General features: G+C 73.8%; 16 protein-coding genes and 3 pseudogenes. 14 read left to right on the forward strand and 5 right to left on the reverse strand.

Annotated features, from left to right (window positions below; genetic code table 11):
• Positions 1–31: 31 nt before the first annotated feature.
• From ACGFIZ_RS20080 to rpsD, 3 genes are all read right to left on the reverse strand, one after another.
• Entirely contained in the window at positions 32–3,595 is a 3,564-nt protein-coding gene (locus ACGFIZ_RS20080) for a S8 family serine peptidase (RefSeq protein ID WP_393421275.1), read from the reverse strand.
• A 375-nt stretch (positions 3,596–3,970) separates the two neighbouring features.
• Positions 3,971–4,132: a hypothetical protein gene (locus tag ACGFIZ_RS20085; protein ID WP_393421277.1), complete on the reverse strand. Its 162-nt coding sequence runs from the start codon at positions 4,130–4,132 to the stop codon at positions 3,971–3,973.
• Positions 4,129–4,737, reverse strand: a complete 609-nt coding sequence (gene rpsD / locus ACGFIZ_RS20090) for a 30S ribosomal protein S4 (RefSeq protein ID WP_393421279.1) — start codon at positions 4,735–4,737, stop codon at positions 4,129–4,131. The genes ACGFIZ_RS20085 and rpsD overlap by 4 nt, the downstream gene beginning before the upstream one ends.
• Positions 4,738–4,860: 123 nt before the next feature.
• Between rpsD and ACGFIZ_RS20095 the strand changes: the two genes are divergently transcribed.
• A complete protein-coding gene (locus tag ACGFIZ_RS20095; protein ID WP_393421280.1) occupies positions 4,861–5,940 on the forward strand; it encodes an amidohydrolase family protein in 1,080 nt (359 codons plus the stop codon).
• A 253-nt stretch (positions 5,941–6,193) separates the two neighbouring features.
• On the opposite strand, the pseudogene ACGFIZ_RS20100 reads toward ACGFIZ_RS20095, so the two are convergent.
• Positions 6,194–6,343: pseudogene (locus ACGFIZ_RS20100) on the reverse strand (TetR family transcriptional regulator); the annotation flags it as partial.
• Between the two features lie 114 nt (positions 6,344–6,457).
• Here ACGFIZ_RS20100 and proS point away from each other — a divergent pair.
• The 13 genes and pseudogenes from proS to ACGFIZ_RS20165 all read left to right on the forward strand — a co-directional run bounded on the left by proS (position 6,458) and on the right by ACGFIZ_RS20165 (position 16,163).
• Positions 6,458–7,864 (forward strand): proline--tRNA ligase, encoded by a 1,407-nt coding sequence (gene proS / locus ACGFIZ_RS20105; RefSeq protein ID WP_393421282.1) that lies wholly within the window; start codon positions 6,458–6,460, stop codon positions 7,862–7,864.
• Positions 7,865–7,961: 97 nt separating this feature from the next.
• Complete coding sequence (locus tag ACGFIZ_RS20110; RefSeq protein ID WP_393421391.1) at positions 7,962–8,582, forward strand: DUF402 domain-containing protein; 621 nt, start codon at positions 7,962–7,964, stop codon at positions 8,580–8,582.
• A 256-nt stretch (positions 8,583–8,838) separates the two neighbouring features.
• Positions 8,839–9,291: a 30S ribosomal protein S16 gene (gene rpsP / locus ACGFIZ_RS20115; protein WP_393421284.1), complete on the forward strand. Its 453-nt coding sequence runs from the start codon at positions 8,839–8,841 to the stop codon at positions 9,289–9,291.
• On the forward strand, positions 9,266–9,526 hold the full coding sequence (locus ACGFIZ_RS20120) for an RNA-binding protein (protein ID WP_175440282.1): 261 nt from the start codon (positions 9,266–9,268) through the stop codon (positions 9,524–9,526). The genes rpsP and ACGFIZ_RS20120 overlap by 26 nt, the downstream gene beginning before the upstream one ends.
• 2 nt (positions 9,527–9,528) lie before the next feature.
• Positions 9,529–10,158, forward strand: a complete 630-nt coding sequence (gene rimM / locus ACGFIZ_RS20125) for a ribosome maturation factor RimM (protein WP_393421393.1) — start codon at positions 9,529–9,531, stop codon at positions 10,156–10,158.
• Positions 10,159–10,177: 19 nt separating this feature from the next.
• Entirely contained in the window at positions 10,178–11,014 is an 837-nt protein-coding gene (gene trmD / locus ACGFIZ_RS20130; protein WP_393421286.1) for a tRNA (guanosine(37)-N1)-methyltransferase TrmD, read from the forward strand.
• Positions 11,015–11,157: 143 nt separating this feature from the next.
• Entirely contained in the window at positions 11,158–11,514 is a 357-nt protein-coding gene (gene rplS, locus ACGFIZ_RS20135) for a 50S ribosomal protein L19 (protein WP_347670076.1), read from the forward strand.
• Between the two features lie 182 nt (positions 11,515–11,696).
• A pseudogene (lepB, locus tag ACGFIZ_RS20140) lies at positions 11,697–12,565 on the forward strand (signal peptidase I).
• Positions 12,566–12,574: 9 nt separating this feature from the next.
• Entirely contained in the window at positions 12,575–13,210 is a 636-nt protein-coding gene (lepB, locus tag ACGFIZ_RS20145) for a signal peptidase I (protein WP_393421289.1), read from the forward strand.
• A 103-nt stretch (positions 13,211–13,313) separates the two neighbouring features.
• Positions 13,314–13,766, forward strand: a pseudogene (locus ACGFIZ_RS20150) (NUDIX hydrolase); the annotation flags it as partial.
• Between the two features lie 206 nt (positions 13,767–13,972).
• Complete coding sequence (locus tag ACGFIZ_RS20155; RefSeq protein WP_347670074.1) at positions 13,973–14,785, forward strand: ribonuclease HII; 813 nt, start codon at positions 13,973–13,975, stop codon at positions 14,783–14,785.
• Positions 14,782–15,105 carry a DUF2469 domain-containing protein gene (locus ACGFIZ_RS20160; RefSeq protein ID WP_007075222.1) on the forward strand — a complete coding sequence of 108 codons (324 nt, stop codon included), beginning with the start codon at positions 14,782–14,784 and terminating at the stop codon, positions 15,103–15,105. The genes ACGFIZ_RS20155 and ACGFIZ_RS20160 overlap by 4 nt, the downstream gene beginning before the upstream one ends.
• A gap of 413 nt (positions 15,106–15,518) precedes the next feature.
• Positions 15,519–16,163 (forward strand): murein hydrolase activator EnvC family protein, encoded by a 645-nt coding sequence (locus tag ACGFIZ_RS20165; RefSeq protein ID WP_393421395.1) that lies wholly within the window; start codon positions 15,519–15,521, stop codon positions 16,161–16,163.
• Between the two features lie 240 nt (positions 16,164–16,403).
• Here the strand turns inward: ACGFIZ_RS20165 and ACGFIZ_RS20170 are convergent, their stop codons facing one another.
• Entirely contained in the window at positions 16,404–17,585 is a 1,182-nt protein-coding gene (locus ACGFIZ_RS20170) for an aminotransferase class V-fold PLP-dependent enzyme (RefSeq protein ID WP_393421291.1), read from the reverse strand.
• Positions 17,586–17,607: the final 22 nt, after the last annotated feature.

Raw genomic sequence — 17,607 nt, forward strand, 5'->3', positions numbered from 1 at the left:
ACGGCCGGGCCCCTCTGCTACCGGGCCACCGTCAGGACACGAGGTCCGGCCGGTTGGTCACCCGCAGCGCGTTGACGATCGGCTTGCCGAAGCCGGTGTGCGTGACGAACCGCACGTTGAGTGTGCCGTCGGTCACCTGGACGGTGTACGACCGGCTCACCGCCGCGAAGCTGCCCGCCTCGGCGGCCACGTCCAGCGACGGCAGCACCTCCTGGCCCTCGATCAGCACGTCGAAGACCCGGCGGTCCGGCGACTGGTTGGCCACCTCGGCGAAGTCCAGCTCCACGGTGTAGAAGCCGTCCGCCAGCCCGTCGATCCGGTACTCGTACATCCCCTCCCGCTGGTTGGCGAACCGGGCGGGGTCGTTGGTGCCGGTGATCGTGGTCCTGGTGGACTTCACGCTGGAGTTGCCCAGCCAGCCCGCCCCGCCGGCGGCGTACGCCTGGTCCGGCGCCCAGGTCTGGCCCTCGACGTCGGCCCGGGCCTTGGTCGCGCCCGCGTCGATCGCCCGGACGTAGCTCGGCACCACGAGGGTGACCGGGACCTCGATCACCGGCCGCCGGCCGCTGGCCGAGGTGATCCGCAGCTTCGCCTGGCGGGTCGTGCCCGGGGTCAGCCCGGCCGTCCGCAGGTCCACGCCGACCGTGTGGTGCGCGCCGCTGGCCACGGTGCCGGTCGCCCCGGTCAGGTCGAGCCAGCCGATGTCCTGCGGCGTGCCGTCGGACGCCAGCTCGGTGACCGTGACGTCGGTGCCCAGGGCGCCGGTGTTGGTCAGCACGAGCTGCCGGTTCCGGCTCTGGTCGGCCGGCGCGACGACGCTGACGCTACCGGTCGAGACGCCGATCCGGGCGGTGCGCAGCGACGCCGAGCGGACGTCCGCGCCGCCGGCCGGGAGGTCGACCGCGAGGCTGGCACCCTCGTAGTCCGGCTTGGCGAAGGTCACCTCGCTGGCGCCGGCCGGCGCCTGGATCAGGTACGTGCCCTCGCTGTCCGTGGTGTCCGTGGCGGTGGCGGAGCCGACCCGCGCGGTCACCGTGGCGCCGGCCACCGCCAGCCCGTCGTTGGCGTCCGTCACCACGCCGGAGAGCACGCTCGTCCGGGTGCTGCGGAACGCGATCGCCGACCCGGTGGCGACCGCCGCCTGGTCGAAGGAGTACTGGAAGCCGACCGAGCCGTTCTCGTTCTCCAGGCCGATGGTGGCCTGGCTGCCGGCCTCCGGCCCGGTGCCGTCGACGTCCTTGTAGCGGTAGGTGATCGAGCCGTCCTCGCTGATCGCCGCGCTGAACGTCAGCCGCTGCGAGCGGTTGCTGAACAGCGAGACGTTGCGCCACTCGACCACGAACGTGCGGTGCGGCTTGGCGCCGACGACGGCGGTGTAGATGCCGGAGTCGGTCTCCACGTACAGGTCGTCCCAGAACGGGTAGAGCGCCAGGTTCGGCACGGCGGTGTTGGGCAGGGCGGTGTTCGCCCGGGCGGTCGACGCGGCGCCGAAGCCCAGCACGCCGTTGGTGCTCACCCAGCCGTTGCGGTACGACTTGCCGTAGAAGGGCACCCGGAAGGGCAGCGCGATGTCGAGGGTCTTGTCGTCGCCGTTGAGGTTCACCAGGTCGGTGCCGGGGACGAACGCGCCGCCGGCGCCGCCGCAGGCGTACCCGAAGCCGTCCACGCGGTCCGGCATGGTGACGTCCACGGTGGTGTCCCCGGACAGCGTCACGGCCCGGGTGACCGAGTCGGCGCACCGGTACGCGTGGGCGTACGTGACGTTGTACTGGCCCTGCGGCACGGTCACGGAGTAGCGGCCCTGCGCGTCGGCGGTGGTGCTCACCGGCGTGTTGGCGACCGTCACCGTGGCGCCGCCGGCCGGCCCGGCCGACGTGGTCACGGTGCCGCTGAGGACGGCGGACGGGGCCTGGGTGACGTCGATGTCGACGTCGGCGGTCCCGTTCTCGACGATGGTCGCCGACCCGGTGGCGGTCACGTAGCCGAACTTGCTGACGGAGATGGCGTAGTCGCCGACCATGAGCCGGTCGAACCCGTAGCCGCCGTCGGCGGCGGTGGTGCCGGTGCGGGTCATCGGGCCGGTGACCGTCACGGTCGCCCCGGCGAGGCCGGCGCCGCCCGAGGTGACCTGGCCGCCCAGCGCGCCCAGCGCGCCGCGCGGGGTGGCGCTGACCGCGGCGAACGCGTCGAGCCGGCCCTCGCCGAAGACGTTGTTGTCGTCGAGGGTGCCGCCGCAGGTGAGGGCGTTGACGTCGATGGCGGTGTCGTCCAGGATCCGCTTGGTCTCGGCGATGTCACCCTGCAGCGCCGGCGAGGCCGACCACATCAGCGCCACGGTGGCGGCGGTGTGCGGGGAGGCCATCGAGGTGCCGCTGAAGACGTCGTAGCCGCCGGGGATCGAGGACCGGACGTTGGCGCCCGGCGCGGCGATGTTCGGCTTGATGTCGCCGTTCTCGCCGGTGCCACGGCTGGAGAAGCTGGCGATGGCGTTGTTCACGTCGAACGCGCCGGAGCTGTAGCTGATCGTGTACGAGCCGGGGCTGCCCGAGGTGTTGCACGAGGGGCCGCTGTTGCCGTTGGAGAACGCCGGGAAGATGCCGGCGGCCACCCAGGACGAGACGGTCTCGGTGTACCACGGGTCGTACGTGGTGGAGCCCCAGGAGTTGTTCACGACGTCCGGGGCGAGGTCCGGGCGGGGGTTGGCCCCGTTGATGTCGGTGGGGGCCACGATCCACTGGCCGGAGGCGAGCAGCGAGGTCCGGGAGCAGCTGTTGGTCTCGCAGCCCTTGGCGGCGATCCACCTGGCTCCCGGCGCCACGCCGATGACGTTCGCGCCGTCCAGGCCGACCATCGTGCCCATGGTGTGGGTGCCGTGGTCGTTGTTGTCGCACGGGGCGTCGGTGGGGCAGACCCCGGCCGGGTCGAACCAGTTGTAGTTGTGGTCGAGCGTGCCGTCGGCGTTGCGGCCCCGGTAGCTGGCGTTGACCGCCGGGTGGGTGACGTCGACGCCGCTGTCGATGTTGGCGACGACGATGCCCTCGCCGCGGACGCCGAGCTCGTTCCAGACCCGGGGGGCGTTGACCCGGTCGATGTTCCACTCGACGGCGTCGACCGCCTCGACGGGGTTGCCGGGCAGCGGCTTCGGCAGGTCGACCGGGTCGTCGGCGGCGATCTCGGCGACGTCGGAGCGGACGGCGATCTCGCCGAGCAGGTCGGCGTCACCGGTCACCCGGATCGTGTTGACCAGCCAGAACGGGGTGAAGTCCGCGCCCTTCTTCTTGAGCAGCCCGCGCAGCCCCGCCTGGGTACGCTCCGCGTGCCTCGTCTTGACGTCGTAGACGTGCGCGGCCTTGTCGGCGTGCCCGCGCAGCTTGGCCGCGCCGGACAGGTCGGCCTTCTCGTTGAGGAAGACCCAGAAGCTGGCCTTGCCGTCGCGGGCGATGCGGTCGACGACCTTCTTGGCTGCCTTGCTGGCCACGGCTTTCGCCTCGGCCTGCTCGGGGGCGGCGCTGGCGGGGCTGCCGCCGGCGCCGATCGGGATTGCGAGACCGACCGCCAGGCCGGCCACGGCTGTGCGCCATCGTTTCGGGGACACGTCGCGACGCTCCTTCAGGTGGGCTGCGGAGCGCCAACTGACCTTGGGCTCCGGGTGCATCGTGCCGCCCGAAGGTTCGCAACATCAAGAGCTATCTAAATAAAGGAATTTGTCAATCGAGTGACCGGCGGTTTCTGCCGGGTAGCGCACTGTCAGGAAAATGGCGACGTCTACCGTCCAAACGACACAAATGGCGAATGGTCCGGCAGGTGCCGACGGCGCTCCGGTGAGCAGGAAATTCGCGGCGTGCCGGCGGACTGTTCATCCCGGAAGGCGGACTGCTCATCCCGGAAGGCGGACTGCTCATCCCGGAAGGCAGGGCGGGAAAAGGGGAAACGCGGGTGGCGGGCCCGTCGGCCCGCCACCCGCCGGTCGTCACCGCCCCGGCGCGGACTTCGGGCGGGACTGCCCCGTCAGGCCGTCCAGCCGCGCCTTCTTCTGCTCGGCGCGGCGGCGCTGCCGCGGCGTCAGCTCCGGCCGGCCGCTCTGGCGCAGGTAGTTGGGCACCCGCCGGTCGTTGGGCACGGGCAGGCTCATCGGGCCACCTCCTTCTCGGCGTGGACGGCGAGGGCGATGTCCCGTAGCGCCGACTCCTGTCGCTGCGGCTCCCGGGTCAACCTCGCGGTGAACCGCCGCGGGCTGACCTCCAGGTACGGCGGCGCGTCCCCCTCGGCGCGCTCCGCCAGGGCGACCGCGACCCGCGCGCGGCACCGCCGCCCCGGACGCACCTCGATGGTCTGCCCCGGCCGCACCGGGTACGACGGCCGGTTGACCTTGCCGCCGTCGACGGTGAACGTGTTGTGGGCGACGAGGGCGCGCGCCTCGGTGAACGAGCGCGCGAAGCCCGCCCGTCGTACCAGCGAGTCGAGCCGTCGCTCCAGCTCGACGACCAGGTTCTCCGCCGCGTCGCCCGGCTGCCGGGCCGCCGCCACCACGGCCCGGGCCACCTGCCGCACCCGCAGGTGGTACGCGGCGCGTACCCGGTGCCGGTCGGCGTCGCCGAGCGCGTACCCGCGCGGGGCGCGCCGCGGCCCGCCTCGTACCCCGATCGGGTGTTTCTGCCGGCGCAGCCGGTAGCCGTGCGCCGGGTGCAGCGGGACCTCGTCCGAGGGCGAGGGGCGTACCTTCGTCCGGACGGCCATGTCTTCCTCCCGGTCTCTCGCGGAACCTCCACCGTCGCCCGCGCCGGGGTGAGGCCGGCCCACCCGATCCGGGTGACCGGCCCGTCGAGACGCGGCGGGGCATGATCCGGTAGGACTGTGCCTATGGCTCTGCATGTGCGCGGTGTGCTGCTCCCCGACGACGAGGTCCGGGACGTCTGGCTGGTCGGCGACCGGGTCACCTTCGACCCCGTGCCCGGGGCGGAGACGATCGCCGACGGCGGCTTCGTGCTGCCCGGCCTGACCGACGCCCACTGCCACATCGGCATCGCCCGCGGCGGCGCCCCGGTCACCTCCCTCGACCAGGCCCGCGAGCTGGCCCGCGTCGACCGGGACGCCGGGGTGCTGGCGATCCGGGACGCCGGCTCGCCCTACCCGTACCCGGAGCTGGACGACGACCCGGAGCTGCCGCGGCTGGCCCGCGCCGGCCGGCACGTCGCGCCGCCGAAGCGCTACCTGCGGGACATCGGGGTCGAGGTCGGCGCGGCGGAGGTGGCCGCCACGGTGGCCGCGCAGGCCGCCGCCGGCAACGGCTGGGTCAAGCTGGTCGGCGACTGGATCGACCGGGGGGTGGGCGACCTCGCCCCGGCCTGGGACGCCGACACCATGACGGCGGCCGTCGCGGCGGCGCACGCCGCAGGGGTACGCGCCGCGGTGCACACCTTCTCCGAGTCCGCCGTCGAGATCATGGTGCGCGCCGGGGTGGACTCGGTCGAGCACGGCACCGGCCTGAGCCTGGACCTGATCGACCTGATGGCCCGGCAGGGCACCGCCCTGGTCCCCACGATGATCAATATCCGGACGTTCGGCGGGATCGCCGACGCGGCCCGGCCCAAGTTCCCCGGGTACGCCGACCACATGCTCGCCCTGCGCGACCGCTTCCCCGAGGTGGTCCGCGCCGCGTACGAGGCGGGCGTGCCGATCTACGTCGGCACCGACGCCGGCGGTGGCATCGACCACGGCCTGGCCGCCGAGGAGATGCTGCTGCTGCACGAACAGGCGGGCATGTCCCCGGTCGACGTCCTGGCCGCCGCCTCCTGGCGCGCCCGGGAGTGGCTGGGCTTCCCCGGCCTGGTCGAGGGCGGCCTCGCGGACCTGGTCGTCTATCCCGAGGATCCCCGCCGCGACCTGCGGATCGTGCGCACCCCGGCCCGCGTCGTCCTGCGCGGTCGCGTCCTCCGCTGATTCCCCGCCGCCCCCTGCGCCCCCGCCGCCCCCTGCGCCCCCGCCGCCCCCTGCGCCCCCGCCACCCCCTGCGCGGCGCCCCCGGCGCCCGCGCTCGTTGATCAAGAGAATTGCGTCGGCGGACGCGTCGGCGGGCGACGCAAACCTCTTGATCAACCTTCGGATGCCGGCGGCGAAGGCCAGGGCGGCCGGCTCGGCGGCCCCGGCGGCGGGCAGGTGGCGGGCGGCCCACGGCCGCAGCGCTGGCGAACTCGTTGTAGACGGTCTGCCGGCTCACCCCGGCCGCCGCCGCCACCTGGCCCATCCGGACGCCGTCCCAGCCGCCCGCGACGGTCAGCGCCCGGGCCGCATCGACGATGCCGTCCCGCAGCCGCTGCCGCGCGGCGTCCCTGACCTCACCCATGGTGGTCGAAGCCTACGGCCGCCGTGGTCGGGACAGGCCGGTGCGCGCGACGCGATCCGAGCCGGTCGCGCCCGATGACGGCGGACCGCCCGGCGCGGCATAGGATGTGCGGTCATGGCACGCGTGCTCACTCCCCGTGCGGAGGACTTTCCCCGCTGGTACCAGGATCTGATCGCCAAGGCGAAGCTGGCCGACAATGGCCCGGTCCGGGGGACCATGGTCATCCGACCGGCCGGCTACGCCATCTGGGAGCGGATGCAGGCCGAGATGGACGCCCGGATCAAGGCGGCCGGCGCGGAGAACGCGTACTTCCCGCTGTTCATCCCCGAGAGCTACCTCAAGCGCGAGGCCGAGCACGTCGAGGGCTTCTCGCCGGAGCTGGCGGTGGTCACCCACGGCGGCGGCAAGCAGCTCGCCGAGCCGGTGGTGGTGCGCCCCACCAGCGAGACGGTGATCGGCGAGTTCATGGCCAAGTGGATCGACTCGTACCGGGACCTGCCGCTGCTGCTCAACCAGTGGGCGAACGTGGTCCGCTGGGAGCTGCGCCCCCGGGTCTTCCTGCGCACCAGCGAGTTCCTCTGGCAGGAGGGGCACACCGCCCACGCCACGCGCGAGGACGCCCGGGCGTACGCCCGCAAGATCCTCCACGAGGCGTACGAGGACCTGATGGTCAACGTGCTCGGCATCCCGGTGGTGGTGGGCCTGAAGACCGCCCGGGAGCGGTTCGCCGGGGCGACGGCCACGTACACCTGCGAGGGCATGATGGGCGACGGCAAGGCCCTCCAGCTCGGCACCAGCCACGAGCTGGGGCAGAACTTCGCCAAGGCGTTCGACATCAGCTACTCCTCGGCCGAGGGCGGCCGGGAGCACGCCTGGACCACCTCGTGGGGCACCTCGACCCGGATGCTCGGCGGCCTGATCATGTGCCACGGCGACGACAACGGCCTGCGGGTCCCGCCGAAGCTGGCGCCGGTCCAGGCGTACGTGATGGTGGTCAAGGACGGCGAGGGCGTCCGCGAGGCGGCGGTCAAGCTGCACGACGCGCTGCGCGACGCCGGGGTCCGGGTGGCGCTCGACGACCGCACCGACACCCCGTTCGGCCGCCGGGCCGTCGACGCCGAGCTGCGCGGCTACCCGGTACGCGTCGAGGTCGGCCCCCGCGACCTGGCCGCCGGCAACGCGGTGGTGGTCCGGCGTACGGACGGCTCGAAGTCCCCGGTCCCCGTCGCCGACGTGGTCGGCGCGGTGCTGGCCGCGCTGGAGGCCGACCAGCAGGCGCTGCACGACCAGGCGCTGGCCCTCCGCCAGTCCCGCACCACGGAGGTGGCCACGCTCGCCGAGGCGATCGAGGCGGCGGCCACCGGCTGGGCCCGGGTGCCCTGGTCGGCGGTCGGCGTGGCCGGCGAGGCCGAGGCCAACGGCCAGGGCGTGACGGTCCGCTGCCTGCTGCGCGCCGACGGCTCGGTCCCCGACTCCGAGGACGAGCCGGACCTCGTCGCCATCCTGGCCCGCGCCTACTGACGAAAGGAAGGGCCCCTTGTCGACGCCTTCGGTAGAGGAAGAGGCCCCTCTCGACGGCCGGGGCGGCGGCCCGCGCTTCGCACCCGGCCGGCTGATCATGCACCGGAACGTCCGGCACGGCCGGATCGGCTGGGTCCGGCCCGGCCGGGTGGTCAGCGACGACGAGCGCGGCCTGCTGATCTTCATCGCCCGCGACTCGCCGGTGGCCCACGAGGTCACCGAGGCCGGGCTCGGCATGCGGGCGATGCCCTTCGCCGAGTGGATCACCGCGTCGTACCGGCTCAAGCTCGGGCGATGGGACGGCCCGGCCCTGCTGAAGTTCCTGCCCGTCGGCGCGGCCCACTCCGTGTGGTGGTTCTCCGACTCCCAGGGCCGGTTCAGCCACTGGTACGTCAACCTGGAGGAGCCCGGCGTCCGCTGGGACGACGGCGACGTGGCCGGGGTGGACGTGATCGACCAGGACCTGGACGTGGTGGTCCACCCCGACCGCAGTTGGCGGTGGAAGGACGAGGAGGAGTTCGCCGAGCGGCTGGCCTTCCCCCGCCACTACTGGGTGACCGACGAGCGGGCGGTCCGGGCGGAGGGGGAGCGGGTGATCGCCCGCGCCGAGGCCGGGGAGTTCCCGTTCGACGGCACCTGGTGCGACTTCGCCCCGCCGCCGGCCTGGGACGCCCCGGACGCGCTGCCCCCCGGCTGGGACCGCCCCCCGGCCCGCTGACCCACCCCCCCACCCCCTGCCCCTCCTTCCTTCCTTCCTCCCTCCCTCCCCGGCGATGTGTGGGTCCGGTGTGAGAGGTCGGCGTCGGGTCTGGCAGAATGGTCGGCTGGTATCCGGCGCGTGTCCGGCGCCCTCTAACCCGGGCACGTCGTCAGTCCACCGAGCAGTCTCCGGCCCAACCCCACTGTGCCGGTCGGCGCTCACCCGTGCACCGCCCGTACCGGGCCGGTGGGATCGCAACAGGAGCGAAACAAACGTGGCCGTAAAGATCCGGCTTCTGCGGATGGGCAAGATCCGCAACCCGCAGTACCGCATCGTCGTCGCCGACTCGCGCACCAAGCGCGACGGTCGGGCGATCGAGTTCGTCGGGATCTACCAGCCGAAGGAAGACCCTTCGGTGATCGAGGTCAAGTCGGAGCGGGTCCAGTACTGGCTGTCGGTCGGCGCGCAGCCGAGCGAGGCCGTGCAGCGCCTGCTGGAGCTGACCGGCGACTGGCAGAAGTTCAAGGGCCTGCCCGCCCCGGCCCCGCTGAAGGTCGCCCCGGAGCGGGCCGACCGCAAGGCGGCGTACGAGGCCGAGGCGAAGGCCGCCGCCGGCCTGGCCGAGACCCCGGCACCGACCAAGAAGGCCGCCAAGGCGGCCCCGGCCGAGGCCGAGGCGCCGAAGGCCGAGGAGCAGACCGCTGCGGACGCCGGCGAGCAGGCCTGACATGGCACTGCGTCCGGCGCTCGAGCACCTGGTCAAGGGCATCGTCGACCACCCGGACGACGTCCGCGTGCGGATGGTCGACTCCCGTCGGGGCAAGCGGCTCGAGGTCCGCGTGCACCCGGAGGACCTCGGCACGGTGATCGGACGGTCCGGCCGGACCGCCAAGGCGCTGCGCCAGGTGATCGGCTCCATCGGTGGCCGCGGCGTACGCGTCGACATCGTCGATTCGTACTGATGCTGCTCATCGTCGGCAGGATCGGTAAGCCGCACGGGATCCGCGGTGAGGTCACCGTGGAGGTGCGGACCGACGAACCCGAGGCGCGGTTCGCCCCCGGTTCGGTGCTGCGCACCGAGCCGGGGGCGACGCCCCCGACTGCGTCAGCGCGCAGCGGCGGTGTGCTGCGCACCGAGCCGGGGGCGACGCCCCGCACCGCCTCGCCGGAGCCGGGGGCGGTCGCGCCCGGCCAGCCCGGGGCCTATCGCGTGCCGTCCGAGCTGACCGTGGAGTCCGCCCGGTGGCACCAGGGGCGGATGCTGGTCGCCTTCGAGGGCGTGCTCGACCGGAACGTGGCCGAGGCGCTGCGTGGCACCCTCCTCGGGGTGGACAGCGCCGACGTCGCCCCGCCGGAGGACCCGGAGGAGTTCCACGACCACCAGCTGGTCGGCCTCGCCGTGGTCACGCCGGACGGCGAGCGGCTCGGCGAGGTGGCCCGGATCGACCACGCGCCCGCGTCGGACCTGCTGGTGGTGCGTCGCCCCGAGGGCCGCACCGCGCTGATCCCGTTCGTCAAGGCGATCGTCCCCGAGGTCGACCTCGCCGGCGGTCGCGTCGTCGTCGACCCGCCCGGCGGCCTGCTCGACCTCTAGCCCGCTGGAGCACCCGCGCATGCGCGTCGACATCGTGTCGATCTTTCCCGAGTACTTCGCCCCGCTGGACCTGTCGCTGATCGGCAAGGCCCGCGCCAACGGGACGCTGCGGCTGGCCGTACACGACCTGCGGACCTGGACCCACGACGTGCACCGCACGGTCGACGACACCCCGTACGGCGGCGGGCCCGGGATGGTGATGCGGCCGGAGCCGTGGGGCGAGGCGCTCGACGCCCTCGCCCCGGCGGCGCCGACCCCCGGCGGCACGACCCCCGAGGGCGCGATTCCGGACGGCGCGATTCCGGACGGCGGCTCGGCCTCGCCCCGGCTGCTGGTGCCCACCCCCGCGGGGCGGCGCTTCACCCAGGCGATGGCGCACGAGCTGGCGGCCGAGTCGCACCTGCTCTTCGCGTGCGGCCGGTACGAGGGGATCGACCAGCGGGTGCTCGACCACGCCGCCACCCGGATGCGGGTGACCGAGGTCTCCCTCGGCGACTACGTGCTCTTCGGCGGCGAGGTGGCCGTGCTGGTGATCCTGGAGGCGGTCACGCGACTGCTGCCCGGGGTGCTCGGCAACGCCGGCTCGCTGGACGAGGAGTCGCACGCCCACGGGCTGCTGGAGGCGCCGATGTACACCAAGCCGGCGACCTGGCGCGGGCACGACGTGCCGGAGGTGCTCCGCTCCGGCGACCACGGGCGGATCGCCCGCTGGCGGCGGGACGAGGCGCTGCTGCGTACGGCGGTCCGCCGGCCCGACATGCTCGCCGCGCTGCCGCCCGAGAGCCTGGACAAGCGGGACCGGGCGGCGTTGGACCGGGGCGGGTTTCAGCCGCCGACGGGGCATGTGGCAAAGTAGAGGGGTTGCCGCATCCGTCCACGCCGTGGGCGGCTGCGAGGACCCGCGACCGGGGTCGGCGTCGCCGGCCACCACCCGGGGGTCAGAATCACCCACCCGCGCATCGACTGACGGTGCGCCGTGAGCCTCACGAGGACGCAGCGATGAACATCCTGGACGCCCTTGACGCCCAGTCGAAGCGCGTTGACATCCCCGACTTCCGCGCCGGTGACACCGTCAAGGTGCACGCGCGGGTCGTCGAGGGCAACCGGTCCCGTGTCCAGATCTTCCAGGGCGTCGTCATCCGCCGCCAGGGTGACGGTCTGCGCGAGACCTTCTCCGTCCGCAAGGTCAGCTTCGGCGTGGGTGTCGAGCGGACCTACCCGGTGAACAGCCCGGCGATCGACCGCATCGAGATCGTCACCCGTGGCGCCGTCCGCCGCGCGAAGCTCTACTACCTGCGCGAGCTGCGGGGCAAGAAGGCCAAGATCAAGGAGCGGCGCGAGAAGCAGCCGAGCTGACCACCGGCCGCAACGCCGCCTGATGTCGTACGGGTCAGCACCGGTTAGGCTGAGCGTACGGGCGCAGGCGGGCATCGATGCGTCGCGGCGGCAGCCGCGGCGACCGATCGTCCCACTACCGCCCGTGGTGCCTCGACGAGGCACCCGGGCGGTAGTGTCGTTTCCGCGGACCGGGGAGTGGCGTGGTGGGGACGCTTGACGAGGACGGCGCCGTCGACCCGTGGCACCGCCGCGCCCGACGCGTCCGCCGGCAGATGCCGCTCTGGCAGGAGTTGCCGCTGCTGCTGGTCGTCGCCTTCTGCCTGGCGGTGCTCATCCGCACCTTCCTGCTCCAGGCGTTCTTCATCCCCTCGGGGTCGATGGAGGACACCCTGCTCATCGGCGACCGGGTGCTGGTCAACAAGGTCGTCTACGACGTACGGGACCCGCGGCGCGGCGAGGTGGTCGTCTTCCGGGGCACCGACCGGTGGGCTGCCCGGACGAGCCCGGAGCCCGAGCCCGGGTTCGCCGGCAGGCTCGGCCGCACGTTCGGCGACCTCGTCGGGCTGAGCCGCCCCGGCGAGAAGGACTTCATCAAGCGGGTGATCGGCCTCCCCGGCGACCGGGTGTGGTGCTGCGACGAGGGGCGGGTGGTCGTCAACGACGTGCCGCTCGACGAGTCGTACGTGATCCGCGACTCGCCCCGGGACCTGCCGCCCGATCCGCGCGAGTGCCGGTCCCGCCGCTTCGACGAGGTGGTCGTCCCGCCCGGGCAGATCTTCGTGATGGGCGACCACCGGCTGGTCTCCCAGGACGCCCGCTGCCAGGGCCCGGTGCCGATCGACAACGTCGTGGGCAGGGCGTTCGCGGTGGTGTGGCCGTCCTCGCACTGGGCGTCGCTGCCGGTCCCGGACACCTTCGCCGGGGTCGGCGGGCCCGGCGCGGCGGCTGGCGGACTCCCGCCGCCGGTCCGACCCACCGGGGCGGGTGGTGTGCTGCTGCTCGTCCCGGTCTCGGCCGCGGCATCCGTTCTCGCGCGTTCCGGACGGTCCGTTCGCGCCCGGCGACGTAGGCTCCAACCGTGATCGACGAGCAGACCGACAAACAGCGCAGCTCCTTCTGGAAGGAGCTGCCCATCCTCCTGGGCGTGGCGATCCTGGTCGCGGTGCTGGTCCGGGCCTTCGTGCTGCAGACCTTCTACATCCCCTCGCCCTCCATGGAGAACACCCTCCAGATCAACGATCGGGTGCTGGTCAACAAGCTGGTCTACGACTTCCGTTCGCCGCACCGCGGCGAGGTGGTGGTGTTCAAGGCGCCCACCGAGTGGAGCGGCAACCCCGAGGGCGAGGACTTCATCAAGCGGGTGATCGGAGTCGGCGGCGACCACGTGGTCTGCTGCGACCCGCAGGAGCGGCTGGTGATCAACGGCAAGCCGCTCGACGAGCCGTACATCTACTCGGCGAACGGCCAGCGGGACAAGCCCGCCGACCAGGAGTTCGACATCACCGTGCCCGAGGGGCGGCTGTGGGTGATGGGCGATCACCGTTCGGCCTCCGGCGACTCCCTCGAACACTGGCAGAGTTCCCAGCAGAACATCCAGAGCGCCACGATTCCGGAGGATCAGGTGGTGGGCCGGGCGTTCACCATCTTCTGGCCGGTCAACCACGCCACCTGGCTGAGCCTCCCGGAGCAGTTCGACGGCATACCCAGCCCCTGACCCGGTCCGGCGCCGGCCGGCTGGCCCAGGCGCTCCGGCACGGTGGCGGCCGAACCGCCGGGTGGGCGTGGGCGTTCGGCGCCGGGTCTGGCAGGCTGGAGCCGTGACCGTCTACACCCCTCGACGCGCGGCCCGCGTGCTGCTCGTCGACGCCGCCGGTCGGGTGCTGCTCTTCGCCGGGTTCGACCCGGCGCGGCCCGACCACCGGTACTGGTTCACCCCGGGGGGCGGGCTGGAGCCGGGCGAGGCGTCGGCGGCCGGCGCGGCCCGGGAACTGGCCGAGGAGACCGGCCTGCGGCTGGCACCGCAGCAGTTGGGCGAGCCGGTGTGGCGGGAGACGGTCCGGTTTGCCTTCGACGGCGTCCAGTACCAGCAGGAGCAGGAGTTCTTCCTGGTCCGGGTGCCGGCCTGGGAGGTCGACACGGCAGGCTTCGACGACGTGGAGCGCGCCAGCGTCTCCGGGCACCGGTGGTGGCCGGTCGAGGAGTTGGCCGCCACCGGCGAGCGGTACTACCCCACCGACCTGCCGGCGCTGCTGCGCCGCGTGCTGCCCGGTCCGCCCGGCGGTCCCGTCGCGGCCGGGCCTGTCGGGGGCTCCGTCGCGACCGGTTCCGTGGCTGCCGGGTCCGACGCCGGCTCGGTCGCGGCCGGGCCCGCCACCGGCGGCTCCGTGGCGGCCGGGCCCGCCACCGCCGGCTCCATGGCGGCCGGGCCCGCCACCGCCGGCTCCGTGGCGGCCGGGCCCTCCGACGGGGGGACGCCGTGCTGACCCCGCCGCGCACCGTGGTACGCCGGGAGGCCGGACTGTACGCGCTGGAGCGCGCCCTGCAACGGCGCGGCTTCCGGAACGTGGCCGGCGCCGACGAGGCCGGCCGGGGTGCCTGCGCCGGGCCGTTGGTGGCGGCTGCCGCCGTGCTGCCCGAGGGGCGGCGCGGCGAGATCGACGGGCTGGCCGACTCCAAGCTGCTCACCCCGGCCAGCCGCGCACGGGTGTACGACGAGGTGGTGGCCCGCGCCCTGGCGTACGCGGTGGTGGTGATCCCGGCCGAGGAGGTCGACGCCCGCGGCCTGCACGTGTGCAACCTCGCCGCGATGCGCCGCGCGCTGGCGTCGCTGACCACCCGACCGGACTACGTGCTGAGCGACGGCTTCGGCGTCGACGGACTGGACGTGCCGGGCCTGGCCGTCTGGAAGGGCGACCGGGTGGCCGCCTGCGTGGCGGCGGCCAGCGTACTGGCCAAGGTCACCCGGGACCGGATCATGGTGGAGTTGGACGCGGAGTTCCCCGGCTACGGCTTCGCCGAGCACAAGGGCTACATCACCGCGGAGCACACCGCCGCGCTGCGGGAGCGCGGCCCGTGCCGGGAGCACCGCTTCTCGTACGTGAACGTGGCCGCCGTCTCCGGCCGGGACGGGGTCCCGCCCCGGTCCCGGCGACGGGCCGGCGCGGGCCCGGACGAGCCGATGGGGCGCTTCGGCGCCTCAGGGAGTACCGTCGGCGTGGCGTTGGGCGAGCAGCCCCGACCTCCCGCGCCGGTGGGGGAAGATGTGGTCATGGAAGGCGGAGTGCGATGAGCGCGGAAGATCTCGAGAAGTACGAGACCGAGATGGAACTCCAGCTCTACCGGGAGTACCGCGACATCGTCCGCCAGTTCTCCTACGTGGTGGAGACGGAGCGCCGCTTCTACCTGGCCAACCAGGTCGACCTGCACGTGCGCAACTCCGACGGCGAGGTCTACTTCGAGGTCGAGATGCACGACGCCTGGGTGTGGGACATGTACCGTCCCGCCCGGTTCGTCAAGAACGTCCGGGTGATGACGTTCAAGGACGTCAACGTCGAAGAGTTGGAGAAGCCTGACATCTCCCTGCCCGCCGACTCCGGCTTCGGCGGCTGACGGCCCGCCTTTCCGGTCCATGCGCGCCGGCCCGGCCCGCCTTTCCGGTCCATGCGCGCCGGCCCGGCCCGCCGGTCGCCGGAGCTTCCACGCGTTCCGCCAGCGATCGTCCTCGACGCTCGCGCGCCCTGTGGGCGAGGTACCCGTTCCTGCCGGGAGGCGGGGACGGGGTGACCAGCGCGAGCCCTCCGCCCCATAGCAGATCATCGGGCGGCGCGGGGACTGTCCACAGCGCAGCCCACCGTCCACAGCCGACCGGCCGTCACTGGTGAACGGCCCGGCTGCCCGGCAGGCTGCGAGGCATGACGACGACGAGCGGAGCGGACGGCCGCTGGCGGCCCACGGTCGGCCCGAGGCGGCTCGGGCACACGGTGACCCGCCGGGTCGCCCCGTTCGGGCGGGCCGCCCTGGGGATGCTCGCCCTCGCGGCGCTCGGTCCCGGCACCCCGGTCCCGCCCGAGCCCCTGTCGCAGGCGCTGCCGCTGCGGTCGGTTTCGGGCGCGGTGCCGCTGCGGTCGGGGTCTCCGTCGCCGGCGCTGCCGGCGCGGTCGGTTCCGGGCGGGGTGCCGCTGCGGTCCGCGGCAACGGCCGCGCCGTCCGGCTCCCCGTCCGCGGCACCCGGGGAACCTGTGGCTCCGGTCCCGCCGGGCCTGCGTTTCCGGTGGCCGCTGGACGGCACACCCCGACCGGCCCGGCGCTTCGAGCCGCCCCCGCAGCCGTGGCTGCCCGGGCACCGGGGCGTCGACCTCGTCGCCGCGCCCGACGCGCGGGTCCGGTCCGCCGGGGCGGGCGTGGTGCTCTTCGCCGGCCAGGTCGCCGGGCGCCCCGTGGTCACCGTCGGGCACAGCGCCGGCCTGCGGACCACCTACGAGCCCGTGCGGGCCGACGTCCGGTCCGGGGACCGGGTGGCCGCCGGCACCCCCCTGGGCCGGCTGCTGCCCGGCCACGCCGGCTGCCCGGAGGCGGCCTGCCTGCACTGGGGACTGCGCCGGGGCGAGCAGTACCTGGACCCGCTGGCGCTGCTCGGCCTCGGACCCGTGCGACTCCTGCCAGTCTGACCGTCCTCATCGGCCGGGCGGCGCCTGCCAGTCTGACCGTCCTCATCGGCCGGGCGGCTCCTGCCAGTCTGACCGTCCTCATCGGCCGGGCGGCTCCTGCCGGGCCCGTGCCACGGCCGCCGCCTTCTGCCAACGAACAGCGCCGCACCCTGACCGCCGCTTCCACCGAAGGCCAGCGTGGTGCCCTGGCTCCCGGTGGGCGGTCAGCGCCTCGCCTCGGCCGCCGGCATCCCGGGAAGGTCAGCGCTGCGCGAGCAGCGCCGGCAGCCGCACCGCGAGCCGCTCGTACTCGTCCGGCGAGTTGTAGACCTGGCCGCAGAGCCGCAACCAGCCGCGACCGTTCCAGGACATCACCGCCACCTCGGCGGCCAGCCGTTCGGCGATCCGGCCGCGCAGCGCCCGGGCCTCCTCGACCGTGGTGGCGAGCCCCGCCGGCAACGGGACGATCCGCATCGCCACCGCCGGTCCGCCGGGCTCCGGCAGATCGGCCGGTGCCACCCCCAGGCCGTCCCCCACCACCCGCTGCCCGTACGCGGCCAGCGCGGCGTTGTGCGCGCGTACCCGGTCGACGCCGAGGCTGCGCAGGGTCCAGATGCCCGCGGGCGCGGCGAGCCACGACGTGTAGTCCAACGTCGCCTGCCATTCCACGTTGCCCGGAAAACCGGCCGGCTGCTCCCAGGAGACGACCAGCGGCTCGATCCGCTCCCGCCACGACGGCGCCACCACCAGCACGGCTGTCCCGCGCGGGGCGTACCCCCATTTGTGCAGGTTGCCCACCCAGAAGTCGGCGCCGATGATCGCGACCGGCACCGGCAGCATGCCGGGCGCGTGCGCGGCGTCGACCAGCACCGGCACGTCGTGCGCGTGCGCGACCCCCACGAGCGCAGCGGCCGGGAAGAGACGGGCGGTGGCCGAGGTGAGTTGGTCGACGACGAGGAGCTTGGTGCGTCCGGGGCGCAGCCCGGCGCGGACGATCTCGACGATCTGCTCGTCCGTCGCGGTCAGCGGCACGTGCAGGACGCGATGCGTCGCCCCGCTGCGTCGGCACTCCCGGTCGACGGAGTAGCCGACCGCGCCGTAGCCGTGGTCGGTGGTGACCACCTCGTCGCCGGGGCGCAGGCCCAGCGACTGGAGCACCACGGCGGCACCGGTGGTGGCGTTGCCGACCAGCGCGGTGCCGTCCGGGTCGGCGCCGAGGAAAGCCGCCAGGTGCCGGCGGGTGTGGGTGATCCGGTCGACGAGGCCCAGCGTGAAGAAGCGCAGCGGGTTCGCCTCCATCTCGTCGCGCAGCCGCTGCTGGACGCGCTGCACGTGCACGGGCACCGCGCCGAACGAGCCGTGGTTGAGGTGGCTGACCCCCGGGTCGAGCGAGAAGAGCAGTCGGGCGCCCGGGATCGGCTCGGGCGGCTGCGGCACGCTCATTCCATGATCGTAGCCTCGCCGC

This window comes from Micromonospora sp. NPDC048830, from assembly GCF_043198215.1.
GTDB lineage: Bacteria > Actinomycetota > Actinomycetes > Mycobacteriales > Micromonosporaceae > Micromonospora.

Bases quoted from the DNA above. Each gene is read 5' to 3' on its own strand.
- ACGFIZ_RS20085 (WP_393421277.1), bottom strand. From the start codon at position 4,132: ATGAGCCTGCCCGTGCCCAACGACCGGCGGGTGCCCAACTACCTGCGC.
- rpsD (WP_393421279.1), bottom strand. From the start codon at position 4,737: ATGGCCGTCCGGACGAAGGTACGCCCCTCGCCCTCGGACGAGGTCCCG.
- ACGFIZ_RS20095 (WP_393421280.1), top strand. From the start codon at position 4,861: ATGGCTCTGCATGTGCGCGGTGTGCTGCTCCCCGACGACGAGGTCCGG.
- proS (WP_393421282.1), top strand. From the start codon at position 6,458: ATGGCACGCGTGCTCACTCCCCGTGCGGAGGACTTTCCCCGCTGGTAC.
- ACGFIZ_RS20110 (WP_393421391.1), top strand. From the start codon at position 7,962: ATGCACCGGAACGTCCGGCACGGCCGGATCGGCTGGGTCCGGCCCGGC.
- trmD (WP_393421286.1), top strand. From the start codon at position 10,178: ATGCGCGTCGACATCGTGTCGATCTTTCCCGAGTACTTCGCCCCGCTG.
- rplS (WP_347670076.1), top strand. From the start codon at position 11,158: ATGAACATCCTGGACGCCCTTGACGCCCAGTCGAAGCGCGTTGACATC.
- ACGFIZ_RS20160 (WP_007075222.1), top strand. From the start codon at position 14,782: ATGAGCGCGGAAGATCTCGAGAAGTACGAGACCGAGATGGAACTCCAG.
- ACGFIZ_RS20165 (WP_393421395.1), top strand. From the start codon at position 15,519: ATGCTCGCCCTCGCGGCGCTCGGTCCCGGCACCCCGGTCCCGCCCGAG.
- ACGFIZ_RS20170 (WP_393421291.1), bottom strand. From the start codon at position 17,585: ATGAGCGTGCCGCAGCCGCCCGAGCCGATCCCGGGCGCCCGACTGCTC.